This is a genomic window from Flavobacterium sp. B167r (assembly GCF_056824315.1).
On the sequence record NZ_CP124859.1, the window covers coordinates 476705 to 498504 of the forward strand.

16 protein-coding genes are annotated in these 21800 nt (G+C 35.8%); 12 read left to right on the forward strand and 4 right to left on the reverse strand.

The window, feature by feature from the left end; genetic code table 11:
• Positions 1-97 precede the first annotated feature (97 nt).
• The 12 genes from QLQ96_RS02345 (at position 98) to QLQ96_RS02400 (ending at position 13159) form a co-directional block, all read left to right on the forward strand.
• Positions 98-571 carry a Dps family protein gene (locus QLQ96_RS02345; RefSeq protein WP_482494354.1) on the forward strand — a complete coding sequence of 158 codons (474 nt, stop codon included), beginning with the start codon at positions 98-100 and terminating at the stop codon, positions 569-571.
• A 45-nt stretch (positions 572-616) separates the two neighbouring features.
• Entirely contained in the window at positions 617-1312 is a 696-nt protein-coding gene (locus QLQ96_RS02350) for a LytR/AlgR family response regulator transcription factor (protein WP_482494357.1), read from the forward strand.
• A gap of 68 nt (positions 1313-1380) precedes the next feature.
• Positions 1381-3588: an ATP-binding protein gene (locus QLQ96_RS02355; RefSeq protein WP_482494358.1), complete on the forward strand. Its 2208-nt coding sequence runs from the start codon at positions 1381-1383 to the stop codon at positions 3586-3588.
• An 11-nt stretch (positions 3589-3599) separates the two neighbouring features.
• A complete protein-coding gene (locus QLQ96_RS02360; RefSeq protein WP_482494360.1) occupies positions 3600-4658 on the forward strand; it encodes an NADH:flavin oxidoreductase/NADH oxidase in 1059 nt (352 codons plus the stop codon).
• A gap of 21 nt (positions 4659-4679) precedes the next feature.
• On the forward strand, positions 4680-5231 hold the full coding sequence (locus QLQ96_RS02365) for an antibiotic biosynthesis monooxygenase (protein WP_482494361.1): 552 nt from the start codon (positions 4680-4682) through the stop codon (positions 5229-5231).
• 253 nt (positions 5232-5484) lie between these two features.
• The gene (locus QLQ96_RS02370) at positions 5485-6531 is read left to right on the forward strand and encodes a cupin domain-containing protein (protein WP_482494363.1); all 1047 of its coding nucleotides are present in this window, start codon (positions 5485-5487) and stop codon (positions 6529-6531) included.
• 5 nt (positions 6532-6536) lie between these two features.
• Positions 6537-7256, forward strand: a complete 720-nt coding sequence (locus QLQ96_RS02375; RefSeq protein WP_482494364.1) for a YoaK family protein — start codon at positions 6537-6539, stop codon at positions 7254-7256.
• Entirely contained in the window at positions 7240-7692 is a 453-nt protein-coding gene (locus tag QLQ96_RS02380; protein WP_482494365.1) for a redoxin domain-containing protein, read from the forward strand. The genes QLQ96_RS02375 and QLQ96_RS02380 overlap by 17 nt, the downstream gene beginning before the upstream one ends.
• A gap of 11 nt (positions 7693-7703) precedes the next feature.
• On the forward strand, positions 7704-8219 hold the full coding sequence (locus QLQ96_RS02385; protein ID WP_482494367.1) for a DsbA family protein: 516 nt from the start codon (positions 7704-7706) through the stop codon (positions 8217-8219).
• Between the two features lie 116 nt (positions 8220-8335).
• A complete protein-coding gene (gene fdhD / locus QLQ96_RS02390) occupies positions 8336-9208 on the forward strand; it encodes a formate dehydrogenase accessory sulfurtransferase FdhD (RefSeq protein ID WP_482494369.1) in 873 nt (290 codons plus the stop codon).
• Positions 9209-9255: 47 nt separating this feature from the next.
• Entirely contained in the window at positions 9256-11622 is a 2367-nt protein-coding gene (locus QLQ96_RS02395; RefSeq protein WP_482494371.1) for an FdhF/YdeP family oxidoreductase, read from the forward strand.
• A gap of 298 nt (positions 11623-11920) precedes the next feature.
• Entirely contained in the window at positions 11921-13159 is a 1239-nt protein-coding gene (locus QLQ96_RS02400) for a cystathionine gamma-synthase family protein (protein ID WP_482494373.1), read from the forward strand.
• A gap of 135 nt (positions 13160-13294) precedes the next feature.
• Here the strand turns inward: QLQ96_RS02400 and QLQ96_RS02405 are convergent, their stop codons facing one another.
• From QLQ96_RS02405 to QLQ96_RS02420, 4 genes are all read right to left on the reverse strand, one after another.
• The gene (locus QLQ96_RS02405; protein ID WP_482494375.1) at positions 13295-15742 is read right to left on the reverse strand and encodes a glycoside hydrolase family 3 C-terminal domain-containing protein; all 2448 of its coding nucleotides are present in this window, start codon (positions 15740-15742) and stop codon (positions 13295-13297) included.
• 28 nt (positions 15743-15770) lie between these two features.
• Entirely contained in the window at positions 15771-16658 is an 888-nt protein-coding gene (locus QLQ96_RS02410) for an alpha/beta hydrolase (protein ID WP_482494376.1), read from the reverse strand.
• Positions 16659-16884: 226 nt separating this feature from the next.
• Positions 16885-19194, reverse strand: a complete 2310-nt coding sequence (locus QLQ96_RS02415) for a glycoside hydrolase family 3 protein (protein WP_482494378.1) — start codon at positions 19192-19194, stop codon at positions 16885-16887.
• 12 nt (positions 19195-19206) lie between these two features.
• A complete protein-coding gene (locus tag QLQ96_RS02420; protein ID WP_482494380.1) occupies positions 19207-21465 on the reverse strand; it encodes a TonB-dependent receptor in 2259 nt (752 codons plus the stop codon).
• Positions 21466-21800: the final 335 nt, after the last annotated feature.

The following is a 21800-nucleotide window of genomic DNA, read 5'->3' on the forward strand; positions in this document are numbered from 1 at the left end:
TGTTCACCGAAAATGTGACCTGCTCTCTCTTCTTTCTGATGACCTTTACCAAAGAAAACAAAGGAATATTGTTTTACTAACTTTAAAAACTAAGATTATGAAAGCTAAAATCGGAATTACAGAACAAAACACAGCAGCTGTTTCTGCAGAACTTGCAAAACTATTGGCAGACGAATTTGTACTTTACACCAAAACCAGAAATGCACATTGGAATGTCACAGGTGATAATTTTCATGCCAATCATATTTTCTTCGAGAGCCAATACAAACAATTGGATGAAATTATTGATAGTGTTGCAGAACGTATTCGTAAAATCGGGCATTATGCACCTGCATCCTTAAAATCATATCTAGAACTTACGCATCTTACTGAATACAGCGAAAGAACAAATGACGGAGCTGGTTTTATGAAAGATTTATTAAATGACCACGAGAGTATTATTGAATTTATCCGAGGGAATATAACTCCTTTTGCAGATGATTATAAAGATTATGGCTCAAGTGATTTTATCACCGGATTAATAGAAAATCATGAAGAAATGGCTTGGATGATCCGCTCTTACTTTAGATAAATAATATGGATTAAGTATATTTGTCTGAACCAAAAACCGAATACCATGAAGGCGTTAATTGTTGACGATAATGATATTGCAAGAACCACTTTGTCTCATCTGGCAAAACAAATTCCAAACCTGACAGTTGTAAACGAATATTCAAATGCTATTGAGGCGTACCATCATTTACAGGAAAATCATATAGACTTGATTTTCCTAGATATTGAAATGCCAGAGATGACTGGAATTGAATTGACTAAAAACCTTTCTGGAAAAGATATCATTATCATTTTCACTTCTTCTAAAAAGGAATATGCATTGGAAGCTTTTGAACTCAATATTGCAGATTATATCTTAAAACCGGTTACTCCTGCGAGATTTCTTCAGGCGGTCAGTAAAGCGCAGTCCATTTTGGAAAGCAGAAAAGAAAATGTGCAATTTGGTAAAGAAGAATTTTTGTTTGTCAGAGATTCTAATATCACAAGACGCTTAAAACTGGATGACATTTTATACGCCGAAGCAATGGGTGATTATGTAAAATTTTACACCACGGAAAAAATGTTTGCCATTCATGGTAAGATGAAAACCGCCGAAGAACGTTTACCGAAAGATGATTTCATCAGGGTGCACCGCTCCTTTATTGTTTCGGTCAGCAAAATTGACACTTTACAAGATGGCGGCATTATGATTAATAAAAAATTCATTCCTGTCGCCGATGCATACCGCAAGGCACTAAACATCAGAATGAATGTGTTTTAAGATTCCTTAAATCCCTGCCTCAATACGGTCTTATCCAATTAAGATAATACCATTTATACTTTTATTTTATGACAAATACGTCTACAGTAATGGGCAATAAACGCTTCAGCTATTTTATAGTCAGTAGTTTTGTTTTATGCAGCATCCTCTTGATAGCTGTACAGATAAATTCGGCTAAAAATACTAAAGCGCTCATCAAAAACAATAATACGCTTTTAAACGAATTGCGTTCTAGCAATCATTTAAGAGAAATTGACCGTGATATACTGGGGGTTGAAAGCAGAATCAGGGCTTCTATAGCAACCAACGATACTACACATTTGGAAGGAATTGACCAAAAAATTAAACAAATAAGAAATTTTCTGGACTCCCTTTCTGTAGACAATTCAGATCCTGAAGAAGAAAAATTAATTCAGAGACTCGGAATTTTGGCAGAGGATAAAATGGCAACAAAAGGAAAACTACTTCATCGTTATGATTCTCTTGGAAATATGGATGATGAAAGCTCTATTGCAAATCCAAGAGCCAGAATAATCTCTAATGAAATCACTGGTATCACTGCTAAGATTTATCACAAACGCAAACTGCGAATGATGGAACTCAGTGCATTAAGTGTCAAAATGGGAAAAAGGGCCAAATTGTATGACATTTCTTTACTCGTTTTATTGGTTTTAAGCGGCGCCGTTATTGGCTATCATATTGTAAAACAGTTTAAAAGACAGCATTTCCTGATTAAGGAACTTGATATTGCAGAAAAAAAAGCATCTGTAGCAGCTCAGGCAAAAGAAAATTTCTTAGCCAATATGAGCCATGAAATCAGAACTCCTTTGAGCGGAATTTTAGGCTTTACCAATTTATTGCAGAAAAGACCTTTAGACGAAACTGCAGCAGAATTTGCGGCTTCCATCCAGCGTTCGGGTGAAAATTTAATGACTATTGTCAATGACATTCTTGATTTATCTAAGATTGAAGCCGGAATGATGCGAATTACTCCCGGAATATTCAGCATCAACGGATTATTGAATTCTGTTGAAACACTTTTCTCAGAACGTGTAAAAGAAAAAAAACTGACGATTTCAAGTAAGGTTGATAGCTCTATTCCAGATACATTAATTGGTGATGCGACACGATTGACACAAATCTTGGTAAACCTTATCGGTAATGCCATAAAATTTACTCATCAGGGATCTGTAAATATTGAAGTTTACAACAAAAATCAAAATGAAAATGAGGTCGTTTTAGGTTTCAAAATTACGGATACTGGAATTGGAATTGATAAAGAAAAACTAAGCGAAGTTTTCGACAGATTCAATCAGGGGGAAGATTCAACAACCCGAAATTACGGCGGGACTGGTCTTGGATTATCAATTGTAAAAAAATTGATTTTGCTACAAGATGGTGATATTAAAGTCAGTAGTAAACAGGGAAAAGGCACCACTTTTAGTTTTTACATTCCGTATGAAATTGCCAAAGAGCAGCTTAATACTATACCAGAAGTAAATATAGATCACTTTAAAGATATTTCTAACATTCCTTTGAGGGTGTTAGTGGTAGATGACAACGCCATCAACCAGAGTCTTATGAAACATTTACTCTCGCAGTGGAACATTACTTTTGAAATGGCTTCTAACGGTCAAGAAGCGGTTGATTACCTTATAAATAAAGAATGCGACCTTGTACTGATGGATTTACAAATGCCGCAAATGGATGGTTATACTGCTGCTCAGCAGATTCGTGAAATCTTAAAACTTGATATTCCTATAATTGCTATGACAGCACACGCACTGCCTGGCGAAAGGGAAAAATGTCTCAGCCATGGTATGAATGAGTACATTTCAAAGCCTATAAAAGAGGAAGAACTTTTTAAAATGATTACTGATTTTGGATTGAAAGAAGCAGGATCAAAAGACATAAAAGTCGTCGAAAATAATCCTGTTTTTGATTATATCGATCTTACCTATATGAAATCTGTAAGTGGCGGAAACAAAAGCTTTGAACAGACAGTCACCAAACAATTTATTGATAATGTGCCACTGCATTTGGAACAACTTATAATGGCTTATCAAAATCAGGATTTTAAAATTGTAAAACTTCGAGCGCATGATTTACATTCAAGTATTGCAATAATGGGATTACAGTCCCTTCTAGAGGAAAAACTCGACCTACTGGAAATGGCTTCAGAACAGAATACCACTTTGAAACAGATCTTAGATGATGTAGAAAATATTCTGAATCTGTCACTTTCTGAATCCAAAGTATTTTTAGAAACGATTTAAAAAATAAAACAATGAATTTATTTTCACCAATAACACTTCGCAATCTTACCCTAAAAAACAGGATTGTATTATCTCCTATGCAGCAGTACAGTGCCAAAGACGGAATACCTAATAACTGGCATTTGGTCCATTTGGGAAGTCGAGCTGTTGGAGGAGCTGGATTAATTCTTACCGAATGTACAGCAGTTGCTCCAGAAGGACTGGCGACACTTTATGATCTAGGAATTTGGAACGAAGAACAGCAAAATGCTTGGAAAAATATTGTAGATTTCGTTCATGAACAAGATGCTAAAATTGGAATTCAATTATGGCATTCTGGTGCAAAAGGAAGCCTCAAACATCCCAATGAACATATGAAACCTCTTGCTATAGAAGAAGGAGGCTGGGTTGTAAAATCATCATCTGCCACAGAAAATCACGGAGTAAAAGCACAGGCTTTATCAATTGCCGAAATTCAAGAACTTAAAAAGTCTTTTGTAAATGCTGCCTTGCGCGCAATTGATACAGGATTTGACACTATTGAATTGCATGCTGGGCACGGATATTTATTTCACCAATTTTACTCCGAAGTTATCAATCAGCGTACAGATGAATATGGAGGAAGTTTTGACAATAGAATTCGTTTTTTAGTAGAAACAGTTCAGGAAATCAGAAAAACAATTCCTGAAGGAATGCCTTTGATGGTTAGAATTTCAGCTGTTGATTATATAGAAACGGCTCTGGGTTGGACTTTAGAAGATAGTGTTCATCTTTCAAAAATATTAAAAGAAAATGGTGTTGACTTCATAACGGCTTCTGGCGGAGGTTTTACAAATGTGAGTAAAGATAAAGTCTTTCCGGGTTATCAAGTTCCGTTTGCAAATACTATTAAGCAAGAAACAGGTATTTTGACTGGAGCGGTTGGAATGATTACTGAGGCCGAACAGGCAAATGCTATTATTGCAGAAAATAAAGCAGATTTAGTAGTGATCGCTCGAGAACATTTACGCAATCCTTATTTCAGTATCGAAGCCGCTAAAGAATTAGAAATGAATATTGAAATTCCCTGGCAGTATAAAAGAGCTTTTTAACCAATTAAACAAAATAGTTATATGGAAAATCAAGGCGCATCTGTTGTGATCACACATCATATTTTGGATGGAAAAGAACAGCAATATGAAAAATGGCTCGACGAAATTGTTCCAATTACCAAACATTCAAGAGGTTTTATAGACCTTCAGATTGTTCGACCTATTCCACATTTAACGTTTGTCTACACAGTTATTATTCGATTTGATAGCATTGAAAATCTAACAAACTGGATGAAATCTGATAATAGAAAATTACTGATTGAAAAAGCAAATCCTTTTTTTAGAAAAAATGACAATTATAAGATAAGATCTGGTTTGGAGTTTCTTTTTAATACCGAAAACGAAGGAAACAAAGTTCCAGTTCGTTGGAAACAATTCCTCGTAACCTGGTCGGCTATTTATCCTTTATCACTTTTAATTCCGCTACTGGCAATTCCACTTTTAAGATTTTTAAAAATTCCTTCCAACCATTATTTTGATGGCTTAGTCATTTCAGGCTTCATCGTATTTTTAATGGTATTTGTCGTAATGCCAAATTATACCAGACTTATTAAAAAATGGCTTTTTAAATAATCCAAAAAACTCCTCTTTATAAGATTAAATCACTGTATGCTACAGTGATTTTTTTTTGTAAAGTCTAACAATTTCGATGTTTCGTAAAAAAATCCACTTAGATATACAAACTATTTTATAAGAAGTTTCTATCATGAAACTCAACGACTGTTTTTGCCCATTTAACGAATTCCAAATGCCAATCGCACATATCTTCAATAGCTTTACAATAGAATTAGCAAACCACTATTACTAATCATTAAAAGCTATTATCATGAATACTGAACTATTAAGCTTCAAATACGAATTAGAAAAAAAAGAACCACGAACCAATGACGGCGGTACAACAAGAGGAGCTTCTGTAAAAGATTTTCCTGCTTCAATAGGAATTGCAGGAGTTTCAATGCGATTACAACCCGGAAGTATGCGCGAACTGCACTGGCACGCAAATGCAGCCGAATGGGCTTATGTTATTTCTGGAACTGTGCGCACAACGATTATTCATCCAAACGGTCATAGCTACACCGATAATTTTGAACCTGGAGACGTATGGTATTTTCCAAAAGGATACGGACATTCGATACAGGCAACGGGAACCGAAGAATGCCATTTTATTTTAATTTTTGATAATGGAAATTTTTCAGAAGACCATACCTTCAGCGTTACCGATTTTATTTCGAGCATGCCTCCGGAAATCGTTTCTCAAAATTTGGGAATTACATTAGAAGAAGTCGCAGCATTACCTCAAAAAGAAGCCTATTTTGCAGCTGGAATTGTTCCTGATGAATTATCCTTTGCCGCCGCTTCCCGCCCTGAAGAATCAGATATTGAATTGACTAATTTACATCGTTATCCGCTACATGCACAGCAACCGAGAATAGTTCCAGGTGGTGGCTTGCAAAGATTGGTAACCAGCAAAGAATTTCCCATCAGCACTACAATGGCAGGTTCTATTATAGAATTACAGCCTGGCGCTTTAAGAGAAATGCATTGGCACCCAAATGCAGATGAATGGCAATATTATATTTCCGGTCAAGCCGAAATGTCTGTCTTTTTAGCAGAAAGCACAGTGGTTACGGAACAGTTTAATGCAGGAGATGTTGGCTATGTACCAATGGGCGCGGGACATTACATAAAAAATACTGGAAATACAGTCTGCAAAATCTTAATCGGATTTAACAGTGGTATTTATCAATCTATTGATTTGAGTGAATGGCTTGCAGGAAATCCAAAAGATGTGGTTGTAACCAATTTTGGTCTGGAAGAAGGCGAAATAGAAAAGTTCCCTAAAAGTAAGTTGTTTATTCAGCCCAAAAAATAATCGCTGTGGCTGTTTCAACAGAATTTCCAACCTCATTTGATCAAATCAGAATACAGGAAAAACTAGCTATATTTTTAGCTTTCATTGCCGGATATCTCGATGCTGTCGGAATTTTGAAATGGAAAATTTACGTTTCCTTTATGAGTGGTAACACCACGCAATTAGGAGTGGCACTTTCTAATGAGAAATCATCCATAATAATCACAACATTTACTGTAATTCTTTTCTTTATACTCGGAATATACACAGGAACATGTTTATCGCTGTGGAAAGAATCAAAAATACCGACGTTGCCTTTTTTTATCGTTTCAGGAATACTGGCTATATATACAGCAATATCACAATATTATACTATAAGTGATGTATTGTCAATTGCTATAATTGGTTTTTCAACAGGAATTATGAATACAATTGTAACGATGGTAGGAAACCAAAAAATAAATACTGATTTCGTTACAGGAACTCTAAACAGTCTGGCAAGAAATACAGCAATGCTCACTATGAGCAATGATAAAACCAACAAAAAGCAGTACAAACAAAATGCTATTCGTTTATTACTCCTATGGGCAGGATTTATATCAGGAGCTTTTACTGCACCGTTGTTATTTCCATTATTAAAAAGTTCGACACTCATCCTGCCCGCCATACTACTAATCGTTTGCGGATTGTTTTTGCCAATTAACGAACTAAACCTTAAAAATAAATCTTATGCTACAGAGAAATGACGTTGCGCCAGATTTTACATTATTTGCAACACCCGACCAAAAAATCACCTTATCAGAATTTAAAGGAAAAAACGTGATTTTAGCCTTTTATCCCGCTGACTGGAGTCCAGTTTGTAGTGATCAAATGGCACTTTACAACGAAATGCTGAAATACTTCAAAAAATACGATGCTGAAATATTCGGCATTTCAGTAGACAGCAAATGGTGCCATATGGCTTTTTCTCAATCTAGAAATCTGCACTTTCCTTTATTAGCTGATTTTGAACCGAAAGGAGAAACTTCAAATAAATACGGCGTATACAATAAAGAAGAAGGCGAATGCAACCGCGCTCTTTTTGTAATTGATAAAGAAGGAATTATACAATGGAGTTATCTATCACCGATGGCAGTAAATCCAGGAGCTGATGGAATTTTAGAAGCATTAGAAAAACTTTAAAAAAAATAATTATGTCACTACAACCAGCAGTCAGTAAAACTGACCATACACAAGGAAAAAAAGATGCCGATATTGTAATCGTTGAATATGGAGATTATCAATGTCCGTATTGCGGCGCTGCCTATCCTGTTCTTAAAGAAATAATGAAAAAATACGGAAAACAAATACAATTTGTTTTTAGAAACTTTCCGTTATCCGAAATGCACCAATATGCGCGACCTGCAGCAATCGTAGCAGAGGCTGCGCCATTGCAGGGAAAATTTTGGGAAATGCACGACGCTATCTACGAAAATCAGGAATATTTAAATGAAGCTTTTTTATTGGAATTAGCAGAAAAATTGGAGCTCGATCCTCAACAATTTAATACTGATATTAAAAACCCTGAAGTTGCGGCTAAAATAGATTCTGATTTTGAAAGCGGGGTTAGAAGCGGCGTAAACGGTACTCCTTCCCTATTTGTAAACGGCAGAAAATTCAACGGCGGTCCGGAAGATTTACTGCAGTTGATGGGTGAGATTGTGAAATAAACGAATGTTCTTCAAACGTTTTTAAAATCACATAAACACATGTTAATTAATAATGCAAAATATATTTTTGATCCGATTATTAATTAAATTTACGTAGCAATCTTAATCGCAATATCATGGAAATAAATTATTCGGAATTAGTTTCCATCAAACATGTCAGCGTACAAAGAATTGATGAAACTAAAACCTCATCCTTTTTAGATACACTTTCAGTTGAGGAACCTCTAGAAATTAGATTATCGTATGGTTCCAATACACAGAGAATTCAAAAGAATATTTCGGTTACCATGCGTACTCCTGGTAATGATATTGATCTTGCGATTGGTTTTCTTTTTACTGAAGGAATTATTACTTCTTTTGAAGATATAGAGGACGCTTATTCTGTAAAAATGAATTGTCTTTCACAAAAACAAAACATTGTACAAATTGATTTAAACGAGAATTTCACTCCAAATCTAATGCAAACAGATCGGAATTTTTATACTACTTCAAGTTGTGGCGTATGCGGAAAAAGTTCCATTCAATCTATAAAAACAGCAAGTCCTTTTGTTAATTTAATAAAACCAAAAGTTACGATCGAGGCTTCGGTATTTTATCAGTTACCCGAAAAATTAAGAATTGCTCAAAGCGACTTCGAATCAACTGGAGGACTTCATGCATCGGGACTTTTTACTATCCAAGGTGATTTGGTTCTTTTAACTGAAGACGTTGGAAGGCACAATGCATTAGATAAATTAATTGGTAAATCACTTAGAAATCAATCACTGCCATTAAAAGAAAATATTTTGCTTCTTAGCGGAAGAGCGAGTTTTGAATTAATCCAGAAAGCTGCAATGGCGGGCATTTCTATTATTGCGGCTATTGGCGCACCGTCAAGTCTGGCGGTAGAGCTTGCAGCAGAATTCAATATCACGCTTTTGGGATTTCTAAAAGAAAACAGATTTAATATATACAACTCATCGGATCAAACCGTAATCGTCACTGGCTGAAATAAATTAGTCCGAGCACAACGCAATTTCAATTAAACCAAAATGTAATGAAGGAAGATCAACCACAAAATATAGATGATTTAACCAATAAATTACCCGAAGCGGAAAATCCGTACCAGCTTTCAAAACTTAAATTAACAAAAGTAGAAAAATGGGCTGCCGGAGTTCCAGCGGTTTTGGCAGCTGTAAGTAATTTAATTGAAGATAAAGCAGTCCTTAGAGGCGGTAAAGCTTTGTTTAAGATGAACCAAAAAGGAGGTTTTGACTGCTCTAGCTGTGCGTGGCCAGATCCTGATGATGACAGATCTCCTTTGGGCGAATATTGTGAAAACGGAGCAAAAGCTTTAGCAGAAGAAGCCACAACCAAAAAAGTCGATGCTGCTTTCTTTAAACAAAATTCCGTTTACAATCTTTCACAATTAGACGATTACCAAATTGGAAAAATGGGAAGACTCACTGAGCCAATGTATCTCCCTGTTGGCGGCACACATTACGAGCCAATCAGTTGGAATGATGCTTTTACAAAAATTGCTTCTCATTTAAATGCATTGGAATCTCCAAATGAAGCTGCTTTTTATACTTCAGGAAGAACAAGCAATGAGGCTTCTTTTTTGTATCAGCTTTTTGCAAAAGAATTTGGAACCAACAATATGCCAGATTGTTCCAATATGTGCCATGAAACTTCTGGAACTGCTTTGAAAACCACAATCGGTATTGGAAAAGGGACGGTTACTCTAGAAGATTTTTATGATACAGATGTCATTATAATTATTGGACAAAATCCAGGAACAAATGCACCGCGAATGCTGAGCGCTTTAGAAAAAGGAAAGAAAAACGGAGCGAAAATTATTGCTGTGAATCCGTTGCCAGAAGCAGGTTTAATGGGATTCCATAATCCGCAGGAGATAAAAGGAATAATTGGTTCAGGCGGAAAATTGGCCGATCTTTTTCTTCCAATAAAAATAAACGGCGATATGGCACTTCTGAAAGCTATTGAACTTTTATTAATTGAATTGGAGAAGAAAAATCCAAGTGAAGTTTTTGATCACGAGTTCATCAAAAACAAAACAACTGGTTTTGAAAATTTTGAGAAACAATTTAAAAATTTAGATTTAGATCATTTAGCTTTTCTTTCTGGTGTTCCTAAAGATTTAATTATCGAAGCTGCAGAAATCATTGCCTTCAAAAAAAGAATTATCGTCTGTTGGGGAATGGGATTGACACAACAACCCAATGGTGTTGACATGATTAGAGAAATTGTCAATATATTATTAATTAAAGGAAGCATCGGAAAACCTGGAGCTGGAGTTTGTCCTGTTCGAGGGCATAGCAACGTGCAAGGAAACCGAACCATGCTTATTGATGAGAAACCTACAAATGAACAATTGGATCGTCTTCAGGTTTATTTTGGATTTAATCCGCCAAGAAATCATGGTTACGACGTTGTTGAAACTATAAAAGCAATCCACGAAGAAAAAGTAAAATTTATGTTCTGCATGGGTGGCAATTTTCTATCGGCAGCGCCAGATACTACGTACACCGCAGAAGCATTCAGAAAACTCAAACTGCTAGTATCTGTTTCTACAAAACTCAACAGAGGTCATTTAGTCCACGGAAAAGAATCTCTTATACTTCCTACGCTTTCGCGAAGTGATATGGATATCGTAAACAACGAAGTGCAAATTATTAGTACTGAGAATTCTATGGGCGTTGTACAGTCTTCTAAAGGAGTGCTTAAACCTATATCAGATCAATTTGTAAATGAAACACAAATTGTCTGCCGCATGGCAATGGCAACTCTTGGTGATAAATCAGTGATTGATTGGCAACGTTATCACAACAGTTATGATGCAGTGAGAGAAGCCATAGAAAATTGTATTCCAGGTTTTGAAAATTACAATAGTAGAGTTAGAAAAAAAGGCGGTTTTTATCTGCCAAATGCGCCTCGACATGGAGAATTTAAAGCAAAGGAATCTGCTGATCGTGCTGCCTTTACTCTGACTAAAATTCCGGATAATGAATTGGAACCGGACGAATACATGATGGCGACAACACGCACACATGACCAATTCAATACCACTATTTATGGTATGGACGATCGATATCGAGGTATAAAAAATGAAAGACGCGTTATTTTCATGAATCAAAAAGACATTGATAAAGCGGGATTTAAACCAGGAGACAAAGTAGACTTATTCAATTATAATGATGGCATCGAAAGAATTGCCCCTTTATTTCTGATCGTTTCTTATCAAATTCCAGAGCGAAACACGGTCACTTATTTTCCCGAAACAAATGTTTTAGTTTCTGTAAATAATGTGGTGAAAGAAAGTAATATGCCAGCATCCAAATACGTGAAAATAAAAGTAAAAAAACACGATCCTGCCATTTATGAAAAGATAACCAAAATATAATTCTTTTTTCTATCAATAAAAATGGTGAAATGTTGGTTTCAGAATAAGACCAGCACGTATCATGCCTCTTTTTTTGACACTTTAAAACTAATTTTCAGCATTCAGGCTGCCTTTAAAATCAATTCCAAAAAAAAAGAATTAACTTAAAAACCAAGTTTCAGAAAGCAATATATTTGTAAAAGTGCATGAGTTAAACTTATACGAACGATTTGGATTATCGAAATCAAAAATCACAGTAAATTGCAAAGGAATTGATAACACTAAAAAAGATGTCAACTATAAGGCATCAGCAAAATAAATGAGCAATACAAAAAAAGGATTTACAACTACAATATTACATTCGGACCGACTATTACAACCTGAATTCGGCGCATTACACCAACCCATCCATACTTCTGTAACATGGGGATTTGAAGATGTAAATGATCTTGTCGATGTTTTTCAAAACAAAAAGAAAGGATACGCTTATTCAAGACAAGGAAATCCAACCGTAACAGCTTTGGAACACAAAATAACGCAGATGGAAAATGGTCTTTCAACCGTTGCCTTTACTACCGGAATGGCTGCCATAACTGCTGCATTTCTTTCTCTTTTGAAAAAAAATGATCATGTAATTGCAAGTTCATTTCTCTTTGGAAATTCAAGGAGCATTATGCAAACCTTAACCGAAATTGGCATTGAAATATCATTTGTGGATGCCACCAATATTGAGAATATAGAAAAAGCCTATACGCCCAATACTCGAATGGTATTTGTGGAAACAATTGCCAATCCAGGAACTCAGATTGCACAGCTCGATCAAATTGGTGATTTCTGCCAGCAACATAATCTAATTTATGTTGTAGACAATACCATGACGTCTCCTTATTTATTTAAACCTGTTGAGGTAAAAGCAAGTCTTGTCATTAACTCCCTTACAAAATATATAGGCGGTCATGGCGACGCTCTCGGCGGAAGCCTTACTGACACAGGGCTGTATGATTGGAGTACTTTTGGAAATATTGCTCCAATTTTACAAGAAACCATTGCACCTGCTTTGCTTGGAATTACTCAAATCAGAAAAAGAGGATTGCGCGATGGCGGTGGTACTTTATCTCCCGAAGCGGCGCATAGCATTTCGGTAGGATCTGAAACTTTAGCATTACGTTTAGAGCGAACTTCAAACAATGCAATGATACTTGCCAATTTTCTGAGCAGTCATAAATTGGTTAAAAAAGTTAATTATCCCGGTTTAGAAAGCCATCCTCAGCATAAAACTGCTTCCAAATTATTTAAAGCCTTTGGAGGTCTGATGAGTTTTGAATTGAGTGATGAAATTGACAGCTTAACATTCCTAAACCGCCTTAAAGTTGTTATTAAATCCAGTAACTTAGGTGATACCCGAACTCTTGCTATTCCTGTAGCGAAAACCATCTTTCACGAGCTTGGAGCTGAACGCAGGAAAGAAATGGGCATTGAGGACTCTTTAATCCGTTTGTCAATAGGAATTGAAGATATTGATGATTTATTAGGAGATTTTACTCAAGCCTTGCATTAAAATTAATTAATCAAATCGCTCAAAATAAAGCCCTAAAAAAATAGAAGTTACTAGAAAAAGTTCAAAACAAGCGTAAAATAAAAAGCCGTCTCAAAAACTTGAGACGGCCTTTTAACAACAATAACTAACTAAATTTTAATGCTTAAGTTCAGTAAACTTTGAATCCAATTCAAATGCTTTCTTCACTTTTTCAACTGTAATTTCGTTTGCAACTGAAAACGAAGCAGTTTGTTTTATGTTTAATGAAGAGGCTCCAACAAGCACTTTATAATCTCCAGCTTCAGCAATCCATGCACTTTTATTTTCTAAGAAAGAAGCCAAATCTTTTGGAGCTAACGTCAATGTTAACGTTTGGCTTTCACCTGGTTTCAATTCTTTTGTTTTAGCGAAAGCTTTTAATTCTTCTTTCGGTTTGTCAATCGATTTTGAAGGTGCCGAAAGGTATAATTGAACGACTTCTTTTCCTGCTATTTTTCCAGTATTTTTAACGGTTACAGAAACAGTCAATTTATCTTTGAATGTTGGAGAACTTAGTTTTATTCCTGAATATTCAAATGAAGTATAAGACGTTCCAAAACCAAATTCGTACGATGGTTTAATGTTGAATGTATTGAAATAACGGTATCCAACATAAACGCCTTCTTCATAAGTCACTTCTTTTGGATTGTCAATTGGAAATCCTGGGAAATTTTTAGCCGAAGGTGTATCAGAATATTTTGCAGGGAAAGTCATTGTTAATTTTCCTGATGGATTTATTTTTCCCGAAACAACATCTGCTACAGAATGCCCACCCTCTTGTCCTGGCTGCCAAGCTAATAAAATAGCATCAACTTTATCTTTCCATGAAGCCGTTTCAATTACGCCGCCAATGTTTAAAATCACAACCACTTTTTTACCTTTTGCATGGAAAGCTTTTGAGATTTTATCAAGCATTTCGATTTCTTCGTTTGCCATATTAAAATCGTTGTCGACAACTCGATCTCCTCCTTCTCCAGAATTTCTTCCTAAAGTCACAAATGCAATTTCAGAACTTGCCGCTTTTTTAGCCAAGAAAGCATCGTCCATTTTTAATTCTGGAAGTCTTTCTGGCAAAGCCAAAATTCCTCTTGCTTTTCTTCTTTCTTTTTCAGCAACCACTTCTTTTTCAGCATGAGGCGTGTACAAATCAACTAATTCTTTGTCAAGTTTGTAACCAGCGGCATTTAAACCTTCTAAAAGCGAAACGGTGTGTTTATTGTTTACACTTCCACTTCCTGTTCCGCCTGTAATCCAAGCGTATGAAGTAACTCCGAATAAAGAAACTTCTTTTTGCTTGTCAGCGAAAGGCAGTGCATTTTTTTCGTTTTTAAGCAAAACCATTCCTTCAGCCGCTGCTTTTCTGGTTACAGCAGCATTTTGAGTTAAGTTTGGTTTGTCACTGTATTTATATTTTGCAAAAGTTGGCGTGCGGAAAATATATTCTAAAATTCTTTTTGCATTTACATTCGCCACTTCCTGAGATAATTTACCCGAATTTAAAGCTTCTAATAATGCTTTTTTCTGCACAGGAATTCCAGGCATCAAAAGATCATTTCCTGCAATCATCTGTTTTACAACATCAGAATTTGAACCATCTTTAATTGTTTCAAAACCAGGAAAACCACCAAACCAGTCAGTCATTACAATGCCTTTAAAACCCCATTCATTTCTTAAAACATCAGTCAATAAATCTTTTCTAGCAGAAGTATATTCTCCATTTAATTTATTGTATGACGACATAATAGTCCAAGGCTGTGCTTCTTTCACCGTAATTTCAAAACCCTTTAAATACAGTTCTCTAACAGCTCTTTCAGAAACGTGAGCATTGATCGTCAAACGATTGGTTTCTTCATTATTAACTGCAAAGTGTTTAATTGATGTTCCAACTCCTTGCGACTGAATTCCGTTTACAATTGCTGCAGCCGTTTTTCCAGAAATCAATGGATCTTCAGAATAATATTCGAAGTTTCTTCCGTTCAGAGGATTTCTTTGAATATTCAAAGCTGGCGCTAATAAAACATCGACACCATATTCTTTTACTTCATTTCCCATTGCTTTTCCAACTTCTTCCAAAAGGGCTTTATTCCAAGTTGAAGCCAAAGCGGTTCCCACCGGAAAAGCCGTCGCATAATACGTTTTAGAATCGTTTTCTCTAGTTGGCGCAATTCGTAAACCCGCAGGACCATCGGCTACAACCGTTGCAGGAATTCCAAATCTTTCGAAAGCAGCCGTTCCTCCAGCAGCTCCGGGAACCAAACCTTGTTTGGAATCTCCAACAGGACCTGTCAGAACTTCAATTCCAGGCATTCCAGTTCCAATAAGAAGTTCTACTTTTTCTGCATTGGTCATTTCTTTGATTATGGCATCAATTCTTTGATCAACAGAAAGACGCGTATCTTCCCAAATATCTAATTTTCCGTTTTTATTCGAATCAACAAAACTAAATCCGTTAATGGTAATTACAGGATCTTTTTCATTAATTGGCAACTTGTTAAAAGACAAGTTAGAAAGTACAAGCGCCGTTAAAAGCGTTACTCTCACTGTTTTTGTAACTGTATGTTTCATAATATCTATAGTTTTTAAAGTCTTTCTTTTAGTTTAAAAATCCTTGAAGTTTTAACCATTCTTCAAAACGAATTTCCCATGAATCGACAGGCAAATTTTGTTTTCCTGTTCCAAAACCATGTCCGCCTTTTGAATACATGTGTAATTCTACACTTTGGCCTGCCTCCAACCATTTGTTATACATTTGAATACTTCTTGGAGCAAGTTTCAATTGATCGTCGCTTGCCGCACAGACAAACATTGGAATCTTTTTTTCTGGTGCAGGAACACTCAAAAGTTCTGGTCGTGGTCCGCCATAAATATTGGCCACAAAATCTGGAAGCTGTTCTAAAGAATTGTCTAAAACCGTTTCCATTGCTACAGTGCTTCCGGCAGAGAAACCAATAATCCCCACTTTTTTGATATCTATGCCGTATTTTGAAGCATTGCTACGAACGTAGTTCAAAGCTCTTTTTCCATCTTTTGCCGCCAATTGTATAGTTGCCAAGGAATTTTTTTCAAAAGCTGCTCTGTCTTTCAATTTGTCCATCATTTCCCTTGCAGGATCGTTGGTTTCGGTTTTGTTCAAACGATATTTCAAAACAAAAGCCGTAATTCCTTTTTTACTTAAAATTTCCGCCAGTTCTTTTCCTTCTCTATTGATGGATAAACTTTGAAATCCTCCGCCTGGCACAATGACAATTGCCGTTCCTGTATTTTTAACGCCTTTCGGAACTGGATAAACCAATACACTTGGATCTGTGACATTGTAAACGACTTCCGTTTTAAAAAGATCCGAATACATTTGAGCTTCTGTCTGTGTCCAGTTTTCAGATCCTGGTGCTTTTCCTTCGTATAATTTTACTGTTTCTTGTGCTTTTGCTGTCGTAATCGAAAGCATGCAGATGGCGAATAGTATTTTGATTTTATTTTTCATAATGTTGTTGTTTTTTGTTTAACCGAACTTTTTAAACGTTTAGTTTGTCATTTCGAAGAAGGAGAAATCTCCGTCAGTAGCTCTGTTCCTAAAAGAAGCCAATCTCTATCGAGTTTCTCGCGAAGATTTCTCCTCCGTCGAAATGACAAAAAATGAGGGAAAAACTTTGCGAACCTTTGCGTAAATCTTTGCGAACTTTGCGGTTAAAATCTACACAAATCAAAACCTATTTCTTATAAACCTCCGTTCGAGCATCTTTTATAACGCCATTCCAATTCAGTCCAAAAGCAAAATCGTAAACATTCCCTTCTGAATCTTTATGTGGAATCATATCAAAAGGAACATCTTCAAATTGTTTTTCAACCGTTTCCATATTCGCAGGCATTTGTACCGGAAGTAATCCTGAAGGTGCTGTTTTTCCTGAAATAATATCTAAAACAGCCTGAGAAGAAACTCCGAAATTCAAAACAATTCCGTCTACTTCTTTTTCAAACTCATTAAAAATCATTGGTTTATTTGCGGTAACAGAAACAATAACTGGCTTTCCTTTCATCATATCTTTGGTGTCGAGAATTGTTCTCAAATCCATAGTGTTGGCAGCGGTAACCGTTTTATTTTTATACGTTCTGTCTTTAATTGTCGGGTCAATGACCTGATCTCCTGCTGCAATACTTTTTGTTCTCGCTTCGGTTGCAGTGTAAGTTCCGTATTGAAGTGAAATCGGCACATAACCGTTACTTCCGTTGGTACGGTCTTTTAAATCATAACCACCTTCTAAACTCTGTGGACTTGTCACAAAAACAATCGCAAAATCTGCTTTTGAAGGATCTTCGGTAACATTATAATATTTCTTAACCAATTCTAAATTAACAGGATATTCTAGTTTCGGCTGACTCGCAACGCCCCACCAATCTTTCGTTGAAGCTGTATATATTTTCGGAATAAAAACGGTTTTCTTTTCTTTTAAAGGAAGAACTGAAGCTTTGTTTTTCAACAACACAACCGATTTTAATTGTGCTTCATAACCTGCTTTCATAAATTCAGGATTTCCAACAATTGCTTTCGTTTCTTCAACATTCAGATATGGATTTTCAAAAAGTCCGACTCTAAAAATATTTTTCAATAAACGCACTGCCGATCTTTCAAATCTGGCTCTCATAAAAGGTTCTCCAAATTCTTTAATTCCCATTTGATAAGCCGCTAAAACGGGCTTTTTATCATTATTCCCACCAAATTGATCTACTCCTGCAACAATGGCTTTGTAATGTCTTTCGTCAATAGAAAGATTTTCTACACCCCAAGGTTTTCCCGCAAAAATACTTGGTGTTTTTCCTTCTTCTCCTGTTACTAACCAATCGGTACAAACAACGCCATCGTAACCGTATTTATCTCTTAATAAATCGGTTATAATGTATTTACTAAAACCGTTAGCTACGTTTTCATTATATTTTTTATCCTGATCAAAAGTGATGGTATAATAAGGCATCACCGCCGAAGCTTTACTTGTTTTTCCTTTTAGTTTGAATGCGCCATTAATAAACGGATCAATATGCTGCTGCAAATTATTTCCAGGATAAACTGCAAATTTTCCATAAGCCCAATGACCGTCGCGTCCGCCTTCTTCAGCGCCTCCGCTTGGCCAGTGTTTTACCATGGCGTTTACACTTTTGTAACCCCAGCCGTCTTTGATTTCGTCTTTTCCGTATGAAGTTTGAAAACCATCAATATAGGCTCTTCCCATATCTCTGGTTAAAGCTGGGCTTTCGCCGAAAGTCATAGAAATCCTGTACCATCTTGGCTCAGAACCTAAATCGATTTGCGGAGATAAAGCCGTTGCAATTCCTAAAGCACGATATTCTTTTGCAGCAATCTGACCAAACTGCTCCACAATTTTCGGATCAAAAGTAGAAGCCATTCCGAGACCATCAGGCCACATCGAAATTGTTCCTCCTGCTCCTGCATTAAATTCTGAAGTTACGTTTGCCGTATGACGTGGATCAGTACTGGTATTACTTGGAATTCCCAATCCAATTCCTTCTACAAAAGCCTGCATTTGATTGTTCCATAAAGCGGCAACTTCTGGAGTTTCTACGCTTGTAATCAAAACATGACGCAGATTATCTTCTTTCAAAAATGTTTTTTGCTCATCTGTCAATTGCCAAGGTTTCGCACCGCTTTCTGGATATAATTTTCCGTTATAATGACCTGCTCTATAACCGTCAACCGGAGCAGGCAAAGCTTGATGACGACTGTAAAGCATCAATCCTGCGATTTGCTCAACCGACATTTTTGAAGCTAAATCTTTCGCACGTTCATCCGCCGAAAGGCGCCAATCTTCATATTTATCGAGCTTTCCGTTTTTGTTTAAATCTTTAAACTTTTTGCCATTTACAGTCAAAATTTGGATGCCAGATCCGGGAGAATATCCCAAATCTGCACCTTTATTATTTTTAACAATCGTAAAATTAGCTTGTTGTGCCTGCAATGAAACACTCAGAAAAAAAGCAAAACCGGCAGTTATAATTATTTTTTTCATCGAAATAAAATTTTAGAATCTGAAATTAAGAGAAGCTTCCAAAGTAAATGGACGGATGTAAGATCCTACCAAAAGCTGATCGTAATAAGCCGAAGCATCTGTAATTAGCTCTGCTCCGTTGATAGTTCCTTTGGCTCCCGTTTGGTTCAAGAAGTTTACAGCGGTTAAACCGATATCAAAATGATCGTTGATTTTGTAATTTACACCTCCAAAAGTTTCCCATCTTGGAGCAAAGAATAAGGCGTTTGTTAAGTTCGCATATTGCTTGCTGAAATAACGAAAACTCGCCCAAACTTTAAAATCTCCATGCGTATAACTTGGATCAATTTCCATCAATACTTTAGAAATTTCTAAAACGTTTTTATCGTTGTAAGAATAGCTGTTTCCGAAAGCATTAAAATCATAATTTTTATAAACCGGATCTTGAAAAGTAATTAAATAATGAAGATTAAATCCTTTAAATGGAGTTGCTACGATATCAGTTGTCCACCCTAAAGTCTGGATATCATAGAAAACCGTTGCTACTTCAGACTGGCTTGCATTTGCTGGATTAACTAAATTTAATCTTGCCTGATAATTATTTCTTGTCAAGTAAGTTGCTTGAGAAACTACACTGAATTTTTCTTGATTATAATACAATCCAAAAGCAGCTAAAGGACTTTTTGTTTTAGCCAAATTTGGCGTTACGGCTCCAGAATAGCTTTCTAATTGTCCATTTTTTTCGGTATAAGTAAAGTCTGCAAGAATTCCAGCGCTTTTTGTAACTTTATAAACGGCATTTACAGAACCTCCTAAATGGAACCAGTTGTTGTCAAAATAAGTTTTCTGACTTGGATCAAAAACTAAATTTGGTGTTCTTGGTGTCAAGTAAAAATCTCCTTTTAATTTATGGTATCTCAAATTAACTCCGTAAGCTAAACTCAAACGATCAGAAATAGTCCAATTATCTGAAAAATAACCTGATAATTTATTCTCGAAACCATTGTGATATTCACCTCCTACATTGTAATTGTAAAATCCGTCAGCATCCGTATTTGAAGTTCCGCCTGGCGTATTACGAACTAGTTTATCTGGATTTGCACTTACCGTTTGGTTAAAGAAAGAACGGCTTGAAGTAAAATCGTCAACTTGGTAATAGTATTCTAAAAGGCCAAATCTCCATTTGTGTTTTTCTACATTTTTTTTAATTTCAAATCTTGAAAGCGCGGTTTTTGTTGGCGTTCCGTCTGTGTATAATCCTAACATCGAATTCACATTTCCCACATAAGCATTACCTGTTGATTTGTATGTGAAATTATCTGCCGCAGTTCCTGCAAAAATTCCAAGTGGAATTGCAATTAACTGAGAAGCTTCAGCATAACGAAAACGAGTTGAGAAATTAAACTTCCAATCATTGGCTAAATCATAGTTTCCTAAAATATCAAAAGTATGTGAAGTCGATGCAGCATCGCTTCCGCCCATGTCGGCAAATTTAGTTTCGCCAGTCATGATGTCTTTAAATTTTAAAGTTCCGTCATTTACGATATACGAATCACGTCCGATTTTAAAATCGTTATATTCTTCTACTTTTCCTCCTTCTTTATATCTGAAAACCGCATAATTTGTTAGTGAAGCAGAATTGGCATATTTATACAAAAAGCTAATTTGTCCTTTTCCGTTATTGAATTTCTTCGTCAGACCTGCTCTATAAATTTGTGTTCTGTCTGAATATTTAGCAAATTTCAAATCAAAAGAATTCGGATCGAAATTCGCGTAAGCTCCCATGGTGTAAGACCAGCCTTTTGCCAACGGACCAGAGACGTTCAAATCTCCTTTCATCCACCCGAAACTTGAACCCGAAAGATTTCCAACTATTTCTAATTTATCTGTTCCTAATTTTGTATATGAGTTTACTGCAAATCCTAAATCTCCAGTGGTAATCGCAGCTTCACCAATTTTTAATAATCCTGTTCTTTCTAAGCTTTTGCTTTGTCTCCAGGTTCTGTTTGGCAATTCTGGCCAGAAATAATAAACCACTGGCAAATCATTTTCCTGAATGGTAATTCCTCCAACGGTAGAAGGCAAACCAATATTTACATCACGCGGTCCTGTATTGTTGGCCGCATTAAGCATAACATTTCTGTTTTTTTCTTCTTTAGTATCTGTTTCTACAATTTTTGTAATTGTTTTAATTGAATCTGTGGCTTTTAGCGGCTTTTTATCCTCTTGCGAAAAAGCTTCAGAAGCAGGATAAAATGCCAAACAAACTGTGGCAATAATTAATTTTTTCATGAGTAGTTTAAGTTAGGTTTTCATTACGAATTTTCATTGCTTCATAATGAAGCAATATTAAATACTATTTTCCATATCAACAAATTATTGGTGTTATAATTTTCATTATCGCATTAAAATGCAACCATAAATTCCATATAAACAACAATTAAGAAGATATGTTTGAATTGTCAAATAGACACTTAAAAATCACTACCTCGTTTGCGTAAACTATTGTAATTATTGAAAAAATGAAACGATTAATAATTGATTTATGAAATCGCATAAAGTCCAAAAAAGATAAATTTTCACTTTTTAAGTTTTTTTTGTGATGCTTAAAAAATGTCAGAAAAAAT

What these genes read in the sequence shown, in the direction of transcription:
- QLQ96_RS02345 (WP_482494354.1), top strand. Translation starts at nt 98, where the DNA reads ATGAAAGCTAAAATCGGAATTACAGAACAAAACACAGCAGCTGTTTCT.
- QLQ96_RS02350 (WP_482494357.1), top strand. Translation starts at nt 617, where the DNA reads ATGAAGGCGTTAATTGTTGACGATAATGATATTGCAAGAACCACTTTG.
- QLQ96_RS02355 (WP_482494358.1), top strand. Translation starts at nt 1,381, where the DNA reads ATGACAAATACGTCTACAGTAATGGGCAATAAACGCTTCAGCTATTTT.
- QLQ96_RS02360 (WP_482494360.1), top strand. Translation starts at nt 3,600, where the DNA reads ATGAATTTATTTTCACCAATAACACTTCGCAATCTTACCCTAAAAAAC.
- QLQ96_RS02365 (WP_482494361.1), top strand. Translation starts at nt 4,680, where the DNA reads ATGGAAAATCAAGGCGCATCTGTTGTGATCACACATCATATTTTGGAT.
- QLQ96_RS02370 (WP_482494363.1), top strand. Translation starts at nt 5,485, where the DNA reads ATGAATACTGAACTATTAAGCTTCAAATACGAATTAGAAAAAAAAGAA.
- QLQ96_RS02380 (WP_482494365.1), top strand. Translation starts at nt 7,240, where the DNA reads ATGCTACAGAGAAATGACGTTGCGCCAGATTTTACATTATTTGCAACA.
- QLQ96_RS02385 (WP_482494367.1), top strand. Translation starts at nt 7,704, where the DNA reads ATGTCACTACAACCAGCAGTCAGTAAAACTGACCATACACAAGGAAAA.
- fdhD (WP_482494369.1), top strand. Translation starts at nt 8,336, where the DNA reads ATGGAAATAAATTATTCGGAATTAGTTTCCATCAAACATGTCAGCGTA.
- QLQ96_RS02395 (WP_482494371.1), top strand. Translation starts at nt 9,256, where the DNA reads ATGAAGGAAGATCAACCACAAAATATAGATGATTTAACCAATAAATTA.
- QLQ96_RS02400 (WP_482494373.1), top strand. Translation starts at nt 11,921, where the DNA reads ATGAGCAATACAAAAAAAGGATTTACAACTACAATATTACATTCGGAC.
- QLQ96_RS02405 (WP_482494375.1), bottom strand. Translation starts at nt 15,742, where the DNA reads ATGAAACATACAGTTACAAAAACAGTGAGAGTAACGCTTTTAACGGCG.
- QLQ96_RS02410 (WP_482494376.1), bottom strand. Translation starts at nt 16,658, where the DNA reads ATGAAAAATAAAATCAAAATACTATTCGCCATCTGCATGCTTTCGATT.
- QLQ96_RS02415 (WP_482494378.1), bottom strand. Translation starts at nt 19,194, where the DNA reads ATGAAAAAAATAATTATAACTGCCGGTTTTGCTTTTTTTCTGAGTGTT.
- QLQ96_RS02420 (WP_482494380.1), bottom strand. Translation starts at nt 21,465, where the DNA reads ATGAAAAAATTAATTATTGCCACAGTTTGTTTGGCATTTTATCCTGCT.